This window comes from Candidatus Tectomicrobia bacterium (genome assembly GCA_016192135.1).
Lineage (GTDB): Bacteria > UBA8248 > UBA8248 > UBA8248 > UBA8248 > 2-12-FULL-69-37.
On the sequence record JACPUR010000021.1, the window covers coordinates 21,793 to 35,337 of the forward strand.

Sequence of the window (13,545 nt, forward strand, 5' to 3'; positions counted from 1 at the left end):
ACAACCCACCGGCCGTTAGGTTCCCGCCCTGCCCATCAGCTCTCCCCGGTAGGCCTCGAGGGGCTGGGGCGGGGCGTGGAACTTGCGAGCCTTGGAGTGGCTGAGGCCCATCTGCACGAACGACTCGGCCATCTTGACCGCCGCCACCACCGGGTCGATCACGGGGATGCCCGAGGCCAGGCTCAGCTCCCGGTCGTAGTCGCACAGCCCCGCGCAGGCGAGGATGACCACCTCGGCCCGGTCCTCGGCCACGATCTTCTCGACCTGGGCGGTGAGCTCCCGCAGGGTGCGCTCGCGGCCGGTGGCGGCCTCCTCCACGTTGATGTTGATGGCCCGGACCGAGGCGCACTTGGCCTCGAAGCCGTAGAGCCGCACGAGGTCCTGCTGGTAGGGGATGAACTGCTCGAGCATGGTGAGGGCGGTGAAGCGGTGGCCGAGCAGGCAGGCCATCGCCATGCTGGACTCGGAGATGGAGCAGACGGGGATGTCCAGGATCTCCTTGAGGGCGAAGACGCCCACGTTCCCGAAGCCCGCGAGCACCACGGCGTCGGGCCGGTCCTGCTCGGCCCGCTCGCGCACCGCCTCGATCATGTGCGGGGCGCTCATGTAGTCGCCGTAGGCGCAGTCGATGTTCCGGGTGCCGCCCGGGGAGGTGAGGGGGAGGAGCTCCGTCCCGGGCAGGGCGCAGCGTTTCGCGGAGCGCATGATGACCCCGGTCACGATCTCCGAGGTGTTCGGGTTGGCGACGAGAATCCGCATGGAGCCTCCTCAAGATGGCCGGGATGACGACCGATGAATGGGGCCATCATCCCACCGGAGGGGCCTTGGGCTCAATGGGAGGGAAATTTGCAGGGCGAGGCATGCCTCGCCCCTACGGAAGCGACGGAAAAGCGATCTGCCCTACACCCCCCGCGCAATCAAATCCACCCCGGCGGCCCCGATGATCTCGGCTTGGATGATGTCGCCCGGCTGGGCCTCGGTCTCGTGGAGGAAGACCTCGCCGTCCACCTCGGGGGCCTGGTGGCGGGTGCGGCCCCGGAGGAGGCCCTCCGCCGTCATGCCCTCGACCAGAACCTCGGCGCGCGTCCCGGCGAGGGCGCGGTTGTCCTCCCGCATGATCCTCTCCTGGAGGGCGAGGAGCCGCTTGAGGCGGGCGCGGGCCGTTTTCTTGGGCACCTGATCCGGGAGCCGCGCCGCGAGGGAGCCCTCCTCGGGGGAGTAGACGAAGCCCCCGAGCCGGGCGAAGCGCGTCTCCCCGGCGAAGGCCAGGAGCTTCTCGAAGTCCGCCTCCGTCTCCCCGGGAAAGCCCACCAGCATGGTGGTGCGGAGGGCGCAGCCGGGGACCCTCTCCTTGATGCGCCGCACCAGCTCGCGGGTGCCTGCCTCGTCGATGCCCCGCCGCATGGCCGCGAGCACCGGCGTCGAGACGTGCTGGAGGGGCATGTCGATGTACTCCACCACCTTGGGCAGCTCGCGGAAGGCGTCCAGCAGCTCGTCCGTCACCCCGCGCGGGTAGTTGTAGAGGACGCGTATCCAGCGGAGGCCCTCCACCGCGTTCAGGCGCTCGAGGAGCTTCGCCAGCGAGAAACCCATCCCCAGGTCGGTGCCGTAGCTCGTGATCTCCTGGGCGAGGAGGTTCACCTCCCTGACCCCGGCGGCGGCCAAGGCCTCCGCCTCCTCCACCACGAGATCGAGCGGCCGGGAGCGGAACCGGCCCCGGAAGCGCGGGATGACGCAGAAGGTGCACGGGCGCGAGCAGCCCTCGGCCACCTTGAGGTAGGCGCTCGGGCCCGGCTCGGCCAGGAGGCGGGGGAGGCGGCGGCCGTAGTCCATCAAGGTGTCGGAGAAGGCCTCCCGCGCGGGCAGGGCGCCCTCCTCGCGGGCGGCCAGGAGCTCGGGCAGGCGGTCGTACTCCCGCGTGCCGATGAAGAGGTCCACCTCGGGCAGGCTCTGGGCCAGCTCGCCCCGGTAGCGCTCGGCCAGGCAGCCCGCCACCACCAGGGTCTTGAGCCCCGTCTCCTTGTGGGCGGCCACCCGGAGGATGGCGTCGATGGACTCGCGCTTGGCGTCCTCGATGAAGCCGCAGGTATTCACGATGGCGACGTCGGCCTCGGCGGCGTCCCCGACCAGGCGGTAGCCCGCGCCGGCCAGGGCGGCGAGCATGATCTCGCTGTCCACGGTGTTCTTGGCGCAGCCGAGGGAGACGAGGGCGGCGCGCGGGGCGCTTCCGTCAACGCCCGGCGCGGCGAGGCGCACGAGGGGCTTCTCCTGGATTCTCAGCAGACCGCTCATGAGCCCCCGCCCTCCGCCGGGCCGCCGTCCCCCGGGAGGACGCGCAAGGCCACCTTCCCACCCACTTTCCGGGATGCCGAGCGCGGGTCGAGGTGCCATTCCTCCCGGGGCCGGTTGAAGTAGCGGAGCGCCACATGGGGCAGCTCCCGCCGCAGGATGTCCAGGAGGAAGGCCATGCCCATCGCCTCCCCCGCTTCCTCCAGGCCGGGCAAGAGGTCGAGGTAGAGGTCCGGGTCCATGCAAAGGTTCTTCATCTGGATGACATGGAGGCCCGTGCGCCCGCAGAACTCAATCAGCGCCTCGGCCTCGGCCTCGAGGTCGGTCACCCCGGGGAAGACGAGGTAGTTGATCTGGGTGTAGAGGCCCGCGTCCACCGCGGCCTTGACCGTGTCCTCCACCTGCTCGAACCCGTAGGTTTCGGGCCGGTAGTAGGCGCGGTGCCACCCGGGCAGGACGCTGTTCGTGCTCACCCGGATGCTCTCGAGTCCCGCGGCCGCGAGGCGGGGCACCCATTCGGGGCGGCTTCCGTTGGTGTTGAGGTGAAGGGTGCCGCGCGCGGTGCGCTCGCGGATGAGGCGGCAGGCCCGCTCGATGACCCCCGCCTGGAGCAGGGGCTCGCCCTCGCAGCCCTGGCCGAAGCTCGCGACGGCGAGCTCCGCCCCCTCGAGATGCGGGAGGGCGATGTCGCGCAGTTCTTCGGGGGTGGGCACGAAGCCGATCCTCTCGTGGCTCGCCGGGAAGAGGTCGTCCGTCTGGAGGGAGATGCACCCCCGGCAGTCCGCGTTGCACAGGGGGGCGATGGGAAGGCCCATCTCCCAGCGCCCGGCGAAGAAGTTCTTGGCGGCGAAGCAGTGGAACTCCTGGGCGCAGCGGGCCAGGTGGGGGATCATGCGGTTCTTGGGATGGCGGTCCCGCATCTCCGCCACCCGCCCGGCGAGCCCCCGGTCGTCGAACCGGGCCGGGGCCCAGCGCGGGCAATCGTCCACCCGGACGGCGGCGCAGACGAAACCTCTCCCCTCCGGGTCGAAGCCCAGGGCGGTATAGGCCCAGAGCGGGAGCGCCGGGGCGTCCTCCCCGCGCTCGGCGCAGGGCAGGAGGGTGCGCATCCAGCCAGGCGCCGGGAAGGTGCAGGCTGCGGAGACGGGGACGGGGCTTTCGTCGAAATCGGCCTCTTCCACGACGACGAGCTCGCCCTTCTCCGGGCGCCCCCCCACGGGGTGGCTCCCCGGAAGGGTGAACAGGCGGCTCCCTTCCGGCAGGGGCGAGAGCTCCTCCGGCTGGGGGGCGACCGCCTCCCGGCCCTGGGCGCCGACCATGGCGAGATCCGGGTGCTCGAAGATGCGGCCCTGGGGATCGGCCGCGACCATGAGAGGCTGCATCGGGAAAGACGGCTCCAAGAGGTCGGCTAGCGGGTGGCGACGAAGCCCGAGTAGGCGGGGATGTTGTGCCGCTGGCGGAGGACCGAAAAGGCCTCGCGCACCTTGTCGAGCTCGGCCTGGACGCGGAGCCCCAGCTCGAGCGGGATGCGCGGGGCCTCCAGCTGGCGCCCGGCGGCGGCGAGCGAGTCCTTGGCGTCCTGGAGGATGCGCCGCTCTCTGTCCGAGAGGAGGAGCCTCCCCTGGAGGATGGCCCCCTCCACTTTTCCCATGTGCTCCCCCAGCTCGCGCTGTTCGCGCAGGAGATCGGTCCGGCTGCGGTCGGTCAGGAGCCGGCCGACCACCCCCTCGGTGGCCGCCCGCCCCAGGCCCTCCACACCCTTCCCGATGGCCTGGGCGCCCGTGTCCACCGCCTGGGGGGCGCCCTGGCAGCCCGCGATCAGAAGCGCGAGAATTCCCAGTCCGAACAGGCGGCGCATGAATGGTTCTCCGGAAGGAGGCCCTTCGGCCCGGCGAAGGGAGAGCCCCCTAGCTTACAGGCAAGCCGGGCCGGGCGCCACAGCGGGGCCGGGCCGCCTTCCTCTCGGCTGGGCGCCGCGGAACCGGGGGCGTCCAATCCCTCAAAACCTTGGGCGCCGCCCATCCCGTGGGATCTCCGCCGCTCCCGTTGCGCCCGCGCGGGGGATGAGGGAAAATAGAAAAATCATCCGGGGGCGCGGGATTTTTCCCATCCGCCGCTCCGGCGCCGAACGAAGGGAATCCCATGTCCCCTGCGGATCCGTTCCAGGAATTGGCCTTTTTTCAAAGAAGAATGCAGCGGCTCCTCGAGGAGAGCCTGCGCGGCCGCCGGCCCGCCCCGGTCCCCGAGCCCGCCGCCGCCCTCGAGACGGCCTGGGCCCCGCGCGTGAACGTCTATGAGCGGGACGACGAGGTGCTGATCTTCGTGGAGCTTCCCGGCATCCATTCGCCGGACGAGGTGTCGCTCGAGTTCCAAGAGGGTCTTCTCTCGGTGGGCGGCGTCCGGCGGGAGCCGGACGCCGGGGAACGGGCCGAGGCGGTGCTGGCGGAGGGAAATTTCGGGGCCTTCCGGCGCCTCATCAGCCTGCCGGAGGATGCCGACCCCTCCTCCATCACGGCCAAGATGAGGGCCGGCGTCCTGGAGATTCGCGCGGCCAAGCGCAAGCCCCGCCGGCTTGAGATCTCGGAATTCAAGGATTGATCCCGCGGCGGGAGCGCGCTGGCTCCCCCGTGTTTCGGGCCGTTATGCCGCCGCATGAAGAGGATGACCGCGACCCATGACCATGAGATCCGTCGCTTCCCGGCAAAGGTTCGTGAAGTGGATCAGTTGGCTTCCCGTCCTCGTCCTGGCCGCCTTCCTGGCCGGGCCGCCGCTGGCGGATCGCCCGGCCTTCGCGGCCGCCGCGGTGCAGGGACTCCCCTCCCTGGCGGACCTGGCCGAGCGCCTGCGTCCCTCGGTGGTGAACATCAGCGCCGAGACGGTCGTCCAGGCCCAGCCCGGAATCCCGGGCATGCCCGGCGACCCCTGGCCGGAGATGTTCCGCCGCTTCTTCGAGGGCCAGCCCCTCCCCTTCCCGGAGAGCGGCCCGCCGATCGAGCAGCGGAGCACCAGCCTGGGATCGGGCTTCCTCATCGACAAGGACGGCTTCGTCCTGACGAACAACCACGTCATCGAGAAGGCCACCGGCATCACCGTGATCCTCGACAACCGCAAGCGGCGCAAGGCCACGGTGGTGGGCCGCGATCCCCTGACCGATCTCGCCCTGCTCAAGGTGGAGAAGCGGCCGGGCGACAATTTCGTGCCCGTCGCGCTGGGCGACAGCGATAAGCTCCGGGTGGGAGAATGGGTGATGGCCATCGGCAATCCCTTCGGCCTCTCGCACACGGTGACGGCCGGGATCGTGAGCGCCAAGGGCCGGATGATCGGGGCCGGGCGCTTCGACGACTTCATCCAGACGGACGCCTCCATCAACCCCGGCAACAGCGGCGGCCCGCTCTTCAACCTCCAGGGCCAGGTGGTCGGGATCAACACCGCCATCTTCAGCCGGGCCGGGGGCAACATCGGCATCGGCTTCGCCATCCCGGCGAACATGGCGAAGACCATCGTCCCGCAGCTGCGGAAGGGCTCGGTGGTCCGCGGCTTCCTGGGGGTGTCCATCCAGTCGGTCAATGAGACGATGGCCAAGAGCCTCGGCCTCAAGGAGCAGCGCGGCGCCATCGTCGCCAGCGTGGTGGACGACAGCCCGGCGGCCAAGGCGGGCATCCGGCGCGGGGACGTGATCACCTCCCTGAACGAGCAGAAGATCGAGAAGGCCCGCGACCTCTCCCGGATAGCGGCCGACCTGAAGCCGGGCACCGCGGTCAGGGTGGCGGTCCTCCGCGCGGGGAAGCCTCTCGCCCTCACGGTGACGATGGGCCGCATGCCGGACGAGGAGCAGATGGTCGCCCGCGCGCCCGCCCGCGAGAACATCACCTCCTCCCTGGGCATCCAGGTGCAGGACCTCACGCCCGACATCGCCCGGCAAGTGGGGGTCCGCACCCGGTCGGGAGTGGTGATCACCAATGTGACGCAGGGCAGCCCCGCCGCCCAGGTGGGGCTGCAGCGGGGCGACGTGATCATCGAGGTGAACCAGAAGCGCGTCCGCAATGTGGCCGAGATGGGCCAGGCCCTGCAGCAGGGCAAGGGCACGGGCAACCTCTTCTTCGTGGAACGCAAGGGATCAACTTTCTACATGGCGATCGAGAACCAGGGTTGAGCCAGAGCGATCTGACAGAGGCGACCTTCCTCAATTCGAGCCTTCTGGAGGCCGCCGTCCGCATCTGCGGCCAAGTCGGGGCGAAGGCGATATTCGTCCACATCGACCCCATCCGCGACCTCGACAAGGACCTGGAGCCGCTGGAGCGCCGCCCGCAGGAGCTGGCCTGCTTCATCTCGACGTGCTCGGCCGAGCGCCACTCCACCCTCGCCGGCCGGGGCTGCCGCGCCATCCAGCTCCCCGACCTGCCCCTGGGCCGGCTGGACACCATCAAGATGGGGGTGCTCATCGCCCTGAGCGAGGGCTCCATCACGAAGCAGGACACCATCGTCTGCCTCTCCGGCCTCGCCTCGAACGGGCTGATCGACACCCTCATGGTGTTCCGTCTGGACCAGGAGACGGAGATGTTCCAGACCTCCGAGGCGCCGAGCGCAATCGACGGGGCGGACCCCAAGGTGTTCGAGACGGTGCTCTCGATGGCCCTGGAGCTCGCGGCGGAGGGGCGCGAGGGGAAGCCCCTGGGCGCCCTCCTCGTGCTGGGCGACCACGAGCTGGTGCTCCAGTACTCGCGGCAGCTCGTGATCAATCCCTTCCACGGCTACCCCGAGGAACAGCGGAACATCCTGGACCCGGCCCTGCGGGAGACCATCAAGGAGTTCAGCGCCATCGACGGCGCCTTCGTCATCCGGGGGGACGGCGTCATCGAGGCGGCCGGGCGCCACCTGAGCGCCGCGCCGCGCGCGGAGCTGCCCATGGGCCTCGGGGCACGGCACATGGCGGCCTCGGGCATCACCGAGGTGAGCTCGGCCACCTCCTTCGCCGTGAGCGAGTCCACCGGCACGGTGAGCGTCTTCAAGGACGGGAAGATCCTCATGCAGATCAACAAATCCCAGACGAGCCAACCGGCGCGCAGGAAGAAGAAAAGCCCCTAGGGAGACACCCTCATGGCGTACAGCAGGCTCTTCTGTCTCTTCACGCTGATTATCGCGGGCATCCTGGGGGTGAGCTCCCTGATCCTCATGCTCGACCTGATCGGGATGCCGCTCTTCTAGTCCTCCCCGCCACCGCGGGAGGACGCCCCGCATGACGCCCGACCCTTTCGAGCGCTACCAGCACAACCTGCACCTCTCCCCCATCTCGACGCCCTCCCTGGAGGCCCTCGCGGGGCGCTGCGGCCTCGGCCGGGAGTCGGCCGTGCTCGACGCGGCCTGCGGGAAGGGAGGGGCCTGCCTCGTCCTCGCCCGGCGCTTCGGCTGCCCGGTCGTGGGGGTGGAGGCCCGGCCGGAGTTCGCCGAGGAGGCCCGCCGCCTGGCCCTCTTCTCGGACCTCGCCCATCTCGTGGACGTGGTGGAGGGGGGGCCGGGGGAGCTCCTCTTCGACGAGGGCTACTTCGACCTCGCCCTCCGGCTGGGCCCGGCGCGGCCCTTTCCCGTCCTGGAGGCCGCCCGGCGGCTCTCCCCCCTGGTGCGCCCAGGGGGCTGGATGATCCTGGGCGCGGTGGTGTGGAAGCCGGGGGCGCGGGCCGCCGCGCCGGAGGCCCTGCGGGCCTGGGCCGGGGCGGCCGCCCCGGCCGGGGTGCGGGAGGCGGAGGCGCTGCGCCGGGATTTCGCGGCGGAGGGCCTGGAAGCCGTGGATCATCGGGTCGAGCCCGACGCCTCCTGGGAGTCGTTCTACGCGCCCCAGGCCCGGGCCATCCTGGAGAGCCGCCGCGAATCCGGGCTCTCCTCCCGGGAGCGCGAGACGCTCGACCGGTGGCAGCGGGAACTGGAGCTTTTCCACAGCGGCGGGGGGCGGGAGGTCCTGGCCTACGCCTCGTTCCTCCTGCGCCTCCCGGATCGAGATGAGACTCCGGGGGCGGGGATCCGGTAAACTGGCGTCCGACCATCCATCAGGGGGAGAGACGCCGTGAACGCCGAAGCCGCCGCCAAACCGAAGCGAAAGATCCGGCACCTGGGAATCCTCACCGGGGGAGGGGACTGCCCCGGGCTGAACGCCGTCATCCGGGGGGCCGTCCTCACCGCCGCCCGGGAGGGGGTACGGATGACCGGCATCCGCAACGCCTTCGGCGGCCTCCTCCACAAGAGCTACGTGCAGCTCGAGCCGGAGACGGTCGAGGACCTGCTCCAGCGGGGCGGCACCTTTCTGGGCAGCTCGAACCGCGACAACCCCTTCGCCTACCCCATGAACATCGACGGCCAGCAGCGCGTGGTGGACGTCTCCGACACCATCCTTTCGAACTTCCGGGAGCTGGGACTGGACGGGCTCATCGCCGTCGGGGGGGACGGCACCCTCGCCATCACCCACGGCCTCTCCCAGAAGGGCCTGCCCGCCATCTGCGTCCCCAAGACCATCGACAACGACCTCCTGGCGACGGACGTGACCTTCGGCTTCGACACCGCCGTGGGGACGGCCACCGAGGCCATCGACCGCATCCGCACCACGGCGGAGAGCCACGGGCGGCTCATGGTGGTGGAGGTGATGGGACGGAACGCCGGGTGGATCGCCCTCTTCTGCGGGCTCTCCGGGGGGGCGGACGTGATCCTGCTGCCCGAGATCCCCTTCTCCATGGAGGCGGTGGCCGCCAAGATCCGAGAGGACCGCGCCGAGGGGAAGAACTTCAGCATCATCGTGGTGGCCGAGGGGGCCCACCTCAAGGGCCAGGACGTGGTGGTGAAGGCCATGGTGAACGATCCGACCGAGCCCCGCCGCCTGGGCGGCATCGGGAACCTCGTGGGGAAGACGCTCGAAGAGATCACCGGCATCGAGACCCGCGTCACCGTCCTCGGCCACATCCAGCGCGGGGGCACCCCTTCGACCTACGACCGCAACCTCTCCACCCGTTTCGGCGTCCACGCCGCCCTGAACGCCATGGCGGGGAACTTCGGCCATCTGGTCGCCCTCAGGCACGGCGCCATCGCCCTCGTCCCGCTCGGGGAGGCCGCCAAGGGCCAGCGCCTCGTCCCCCTGGATTCGGACTTCCTCCGGGTGGGCCGCTCGGTGGGCATCTCCTTCGGGGACGAGGAGTGAGGCCGCGAACCATCCGGGAGATCCGATGAACGAAATCGTCTCGCTCACCCTCCACGACCTCGGCGGGAAGCTCAGGGCGCGGGAGCTCTCCGCCGAAGAGGCGGCGCGCGCCTATCTCGCCCGCGTCGCCGAGACGGAGGAGCGCGTCCACGCCTACCTGAGCGTCCTGGAGGAGGAGGCGCTCGAGGCCGCCCGCGCGGCCGACAGCCGCCTCAAGGCGGGAGAGAGGGGCTCCCCCCTCCTGGGCGTCCCCGTGGCGGTCAAGGACCTCCTCTGCATGAAGGGCACGCGCACCACCTGCGGCTCGCGCATCCTGGAGCGCTTCACCGCCCCCTACGACGCCACCGCCGTGGCCCGGCTCAAGGCGGCGGGGGCGGTCATCCTGGGCAAGCTCAACATGGACGAGTTCGCCATGGGCTCCTCCACCGAGCGGAGCGCCTACGGCCCCACCCGCAACCCCTGGAACCTCGAGACCACGCCGGGGGGGAGCAGCGGGGGCTCGGCCGCCGCCGTGGCGGCCCGCTCGGCCGCGGCGGCGCTGGGCTCGGACACGGGGGGCTCCATCCGCCAGCCGGCCGCCTGCTGCGGGGTGGTGGGGATGAAGCCCACCTACGGCCGCGTCTCGCGCTACGGCCTCGTCGCCTTCGCCAGCTCGCTCGACCAGATCGGGCCCTTCGCCCGCACCGTGCGCGACTGCGCCCTCATGCTCGCCGCCGTGAGCGGGCATGACCCGCGCGACTCGACCTCCGCGACCGAGCCCGTGCCCGACTACGCCGCGGAACTGGACTCAGGGGCGAAGGGGATGCGCATCGGCATCCCAAAGGAGTACTTCATCGAGGGGATGGACGGGGAGGTCGAGGCCTCGGTGCGCGAGGCCATCCGGGTGATGGAGGGGCTGGGGGCGCGGATCGAGGAAGTCTCCCTCCCCCACACCGAGTACGCGCTGCCGGTCTACTACATCCTCGCCCCGGCCGAGGCGAGCAGCAACCTCGCCCGCTACGACGGGGTGCGCTACGGGCTGCGCGAGGAGGGGGACTCCGAGTTCGGCCCGCTGTTCGGGATGTACGCCGCGAGCCGCCAGGCCGGCTTCGGGGAGGAGGTGAAGCGCCGCATCATGCTCGGCACCTACGCCCTCTCCTCGGGCTACTACGACGCCTACTACACGAAGGCGCAGCGGGTGCGCACCCTGGTGAGCCGCGACTTCCGGGAGGCTTTCAAGAAGGTGGACGTGATCCTCTCGGCCACGGCGCCGACCCCCGCCTTCCGGCTCGGGGAGCGTATGGACGATCCGATCGCCATGTACCTCTCGGACATCCTCACCATCCCGTGCAACCTGGCCGGGCTGCCGGGCATCAGCGTCCCCTGCGGCCTCACCTCGGGAAAGCTCCCCATCGGGCTCCAGTTCGTCGGGCGGCCATTCGGGGAGGGCGAGGTGCTGCGCGCGGCGGCCGCCTTCGAGGGGGCGACGGCCCACCACCGGGCGCTCCCTCCCCTCTAGGCCGCGGAGACAGGACATGCCGAAGCGCCACGAGATCACCGAGCTGCTGGGGGACGGCATCGCGGAGGAGCTCTGCCACTCCGTCCGCGCCGTGGCGGCGGCCCTGCCGATCGAGGTGGCCTTCGACACGGTGAACCTCGAGCACTCGAACCGCCGCACCCACGGGCGCCAGCTCTACGACCAGGCGGTGGCCTCCATGCGCCGCACGGGGGCGGGCCTCAAGTACCCGACCGCCACCGTCGAGGAGAGCCCCAACGCCATCCTGCGGAAGCTCCTCAAGTTCGCCGTCATCCACCGGCCCGTGACCTCCATCCCGGGGCTCAAGACGCACTTCACGGGCAAGATAGACCTCGACATCGTCCGGGTGGCCACCGGGGGCACCTATGACGACCCGGGCCAGATGGTGGGCGACTACGCTGCGGTGAGCCTGCGGGTGGTGGACCGCAAGACCTGCGAGCAGGCCGCCCGCTACGCCTTCGCCATCGCGGCGCGGGACCGCAAGACCCTCACCTCCTCGAGCAAGTACACCATCCAGCGGGTGACGGACGGGCTCTTCGAGGACATCGTGGACGAGGTGGCCAAGGACATCGCCTTCGCGGGCCAGGTGAAGCACAGCCGCGAGCTCTTCGACGCCCTGCTCGCCAAGCTGGTCATGCGGCCCGAGCACTTCCAGGTCATCCTGGTGCTGAACGAGTACGGGGACTTCCTCTCCGACCTCGCCAGCGGCCTCATCGGGAGCCTGGGCCTGGGCGCCTCGGTCTCCCTCGCCTTCGACGAGCGGGGCCGGGTGTCGACCGCCATGTTCGACGCCACCCACGGCACCGCCCCGGACATCGCGGGGCAGGACAAGGCGAACCCGACGGCCATCCTGCTGGCCTTCTCGCTCCTCCTCGCCCACGTGGGGGAGGCCCGGGCGGCGGCGGCGCTCCGGCGGGGGCTCTTCGACTGCCTGGACGCGAAGGAGGCCACCCCGGACCTGGGCGGGGCGCTCGGCACCCAGGCCTTCACCGAGGCCGTCATCCGCCGCACGCTGGAGCGGCTGAAAGGATAAAGGAACGATGCCCTACGAGACCGTGATCGGGCTGGAGGTCCACGCCCAGCTCTCGACCCGGAGCAAGATCTTCTGCGCCTCGAGCGCGGCCTTCGGCGCGGCCCCGAACGCCCACACCTGCACGGTGGACCTGGGGCTCCCGGGGGTGCTGCCGGTGCTGAACCGCGAGGTGGTGGAGTACACCCTGCGCCTCGGGCTCGCGGTGGGGGCCGGGGTGGCCCCGGCCTGCCGCTTCGCCCGGAAGCACTACTTCTACCCGGACCTCCCCAAGGGCTACCAGATCAGCCAATACGAGGAGCCCATCTGCACGGGCGGGGAGGTCCGCCTCCTCCTCAAGAATGGGACCGGGCGCCGAGTGCGCCTCACCCGCATCCACATGGAGGAGGACGCCGGCAAGCTCATCCACGGCGAGGAGCTGGGCGACCCGGCCCACTCCTACGTGGACTTCAACCGGGCCGGGGTGCCGCTCCTCGAGATCGTGACCGAGCCCGGCCTCCGGAGCCCCGAGGAGGCCGAGGCCTTCGTGCGCAAGCTCCGCACCCTGGTGCGCTACCTGGGCATCTGCGACGGCAACATGCAGGAGGGGAGCCTGCGCTGCGACGCGAACATCTCGCTCCGCCCCCAAGGCGCGGAGAAGCTGGGGGCCAAGGTCGAGATCAAGAACATCAACTCCTTCCGCAACCTCAGGCGCGCCCTCGAGTACGAGGAGGTGCGCCAGGCCAAGCTCCTCGACGCGGGCCGGACGATCGAGCAGGAGACCCGGCTCTGGAACGAGGCCCAGGGGGCGACCCTCCCGATGCGCTCCAAGGAGTACGCCCACGACTACCGCTACTTCCCGGACCCGGACCTCGTGCCCTTGAAAGTGGGGCAGGACTGGCTGGACCGGGTGCGGGCCGCGCTGCCCGAGCTCCCGGACGCCAAGCGCGAGCGCTTCCAGCGGGAGTACAGCCTGCCCGCCTACGACGCCGAGGTGCTGACCGAGGAGCGGGCGCTCGCGGACTACTACGAGAAAGTTGTGGAAGAGACAGGCATTAAACTTGCCAAGGTGGCGAGCAATATGGTGATGGGGGAATTCTTGCGTCTCTTAAACGAGCTCAAGGTGGGTTTCGAGCTCTTGGCACAAATGAATTCTGGCAAAGTAAAATACGAGGATCATTCTATCTCCTCTCCTAAGCGTCTTGGCCAGCTTATTAAGCTCCATTCTGTACCCAAGCCCCCGAGTAATACACCCTTGATCAGCGGAACGATTGCAAAAGCCATCCTCCCGAAGATGAGCCAGGGCGAATATATAACGATGGAGCTGGAAGACATCGTGAAAATGGAAGGTGGAGGCCAGATCTCGGACGCGGGCGCCCTCGACGCGGCCATCGAGGCGGTGCTCTCGGCCAACCCCAAGGAGGTCGAGGCCTACAAGGGGGGCCGGAAGCAGCTCCTCGGCTTCTTCACCGGCCAGGTGATGAAGGCCACCGGGGGCAAGGCCAACCCCCAGGCCCTCCAGGCCGCGCTGAAGGCAAAGCTGGACTAGAC

At 70.2% G+C, this 13,545-nt stretch carries 12 protein-coding genes; 8 read left to right on the forward strand and 4 right to left on the reverse strand.

The window, feature by feature from the left end; all coding sequences use genetic code 11:
• Nucleotides 1–15 precede the first annotated feature (15 nt).
• From HYZ11_10075 to HYZ11_10090, 4 genes are all read right to left on the reverse strand, one after another.
• Entirely contained in the window at nucleotides 16–759 is a 744-nt protein-coding gene (locus tag HYZ11_10075; protein MBI3127940.1) for a hydantoin racemase, read from the reverse strand.
• Nucleotides 760–900: 141 nt separating this feature from the next.
• Nucleotides 901–2,292, reverse strand: a complete 1,392-nt coding sequence (gene rimO, locus HYZ11_10080) for a 30S ribosomal protein S12 methylthiotransferase RimO (GenBank protein MBI3127941.1) — start codon at nucleotides 2,290–2,292, stop codon at nucleotides 901–903.
• Nucleotides 2,289–3,671 carry a radical SAM protein gene (locus tag HYZ11_10085; GenBank protein ID MBI3127942.1) on the reverse strand — a complete coding sequence of 461 codons (1,383 nt, stop codon included), beginning with the start codon at nucleotides 3,669–3,671 and terminating at the stop codon, nucleotides 2,289–2,291. Before HYZ11_10085 ends, rimO begins: the two co-directional genes overlap by 4 nt.
• A 26-nt stretch (nucleotides 3,672–3,697) precedes the next feature.
• Nucleotides 3,698–4,147 (reverse strand): hypothetical protein, encoded by a 450-nt coding sequence (locus tag HYZ11_10090; GenBank protein ID MBI3127943.1) that lies wholly within the window; start codon nucleotides 4,145–4,147, stop codon nucleotides 3,698–3,700.
• A gap of 332 nt (nucleotides 4,148–4,479) precedes the next feature.
• Here HYZ11_10090 and HYZ11_10095 point away from each other — a divergent pair, with 332 nt between their 5' ends.
• The 8 genes from HYZ11_10095 (at nucleotide 4,480) to gatB (ending at nucleotide 13,543) form a co-directional block, all read left to right on the forward strand.
• Complete coding sequence (locus HYZ11_10095; GenBank protein ID MBI3127944.1) at nucleotides 4,480–4,887, forward strand: Hsp20/alpha crystallin family protein; 408 nt, start codon at nucleotides 4,480–4,482, stop codon at nucleotides 4,885–4,887.
• 76 nt (nucleotides 4,888–4,963) lie between these two features.
• Nucleotides 4,964–6,442: a DegQ family serine endoprotease gene (locus HYZ11_10100; GenBank protein MBI3127945.1), complete on the forward strand. Its 1,479-nt coding sequence runs from the start codon at nucleotides 4,964–4,966 to the stop codon at nucleotides 6,440–6,442.
• Nucleotides 6,439–7,374: a DNA integrity scanning protein DisA nucleotide-binding domain protein gene (locus HYZ11_10105; protein MBI3127946.1), complete on the forward strand. Its 936-nt coding sequence runs from the start codon at nucleotides 6,439–6,441 to the stop codon at nucleotides 7,372–7,374. Before HYZ11_10100 ends, HYZ11_10105 begins: the two co-directional genes overlap by 4 nt.
• Before the next feature lie 151 nt (nucleotides 7,375–7,525).
• Nucleotides 7,526–8,311, forward strand: coding sequence for a class I SAM-dependent methyltransferase (locus HYZ11_10110; GenBank protein MBI3127947.1), 786 nt, complete (start codon nucleotides 7,526–7,528; stop codon nucleotides 8,309–8,311).
• A 72-nt stretch (nucleotides 8,312–8,383) separates the two neighbouring features.
• The gene (locus HYZ11_10115; protein MBI3127948.1) at nucleotides 8,384–9,469 is read left to right on the forward strand and encodes an ATP-dependent 6-phosphofructokinase; all 1,086 of its coding nucleotides are present in this window, start codon (nucleotides 8,384–8,386) and stop codon (nucleotides 9,467–9,469) included.
• A gap of 25 nt (nucleotides 9,470–9,494) precedes the next feature.
• Nucleotides 9,495–10,967 (forward strand): Asp-tRNA(Asn)/Glu-tRNA(Gln) amidotransferase subunit GatA, encoded by a 1,473-nt coding sequence (gene gatA, locus HYZ11_10120; GenBank protein MBI3127949.1) that lies wholly within the window; start codon nucleotides 9,495–9,497, stop codon nucleotides 10,965–10,967.
• A 16-nt stretch (nucleotides 10,968–10,983) separates the two neighbouring features.
• On the forward strand, nucleotides 10,984–12,018 hold the full coding sequence (locus HYZ11_10125) for an isocitrate dehydrogenase (protein MBI3127950.1): 1,035 nt from the start codon (nucleotides 10,984–10,986) through the stop codon (nucleotides 12,016–12,018).
• A 7-nt stretch (nucleotides 12,019–12,025) separates the two neighbouring features.
• Nucleotides 12,026–13,543 carry an Asp-tRNA(Asn)/Glu-tRNA(Gln) amidotransferase subunit GatB gene (gene gatB / locus HYZ11_10130; GenBank protein ID MBI3127951.1) on the forward strand — a complete coding sequence of 506 codons (1,518 nt, stop codon included), beginning with the start codon at nucleotides 12,026–12,028 and terminating at the stop codon, nucleotides 13,541–13,543.
• Nucleotides 13,544–13,545: the final 2 nt, after the last annotated feature.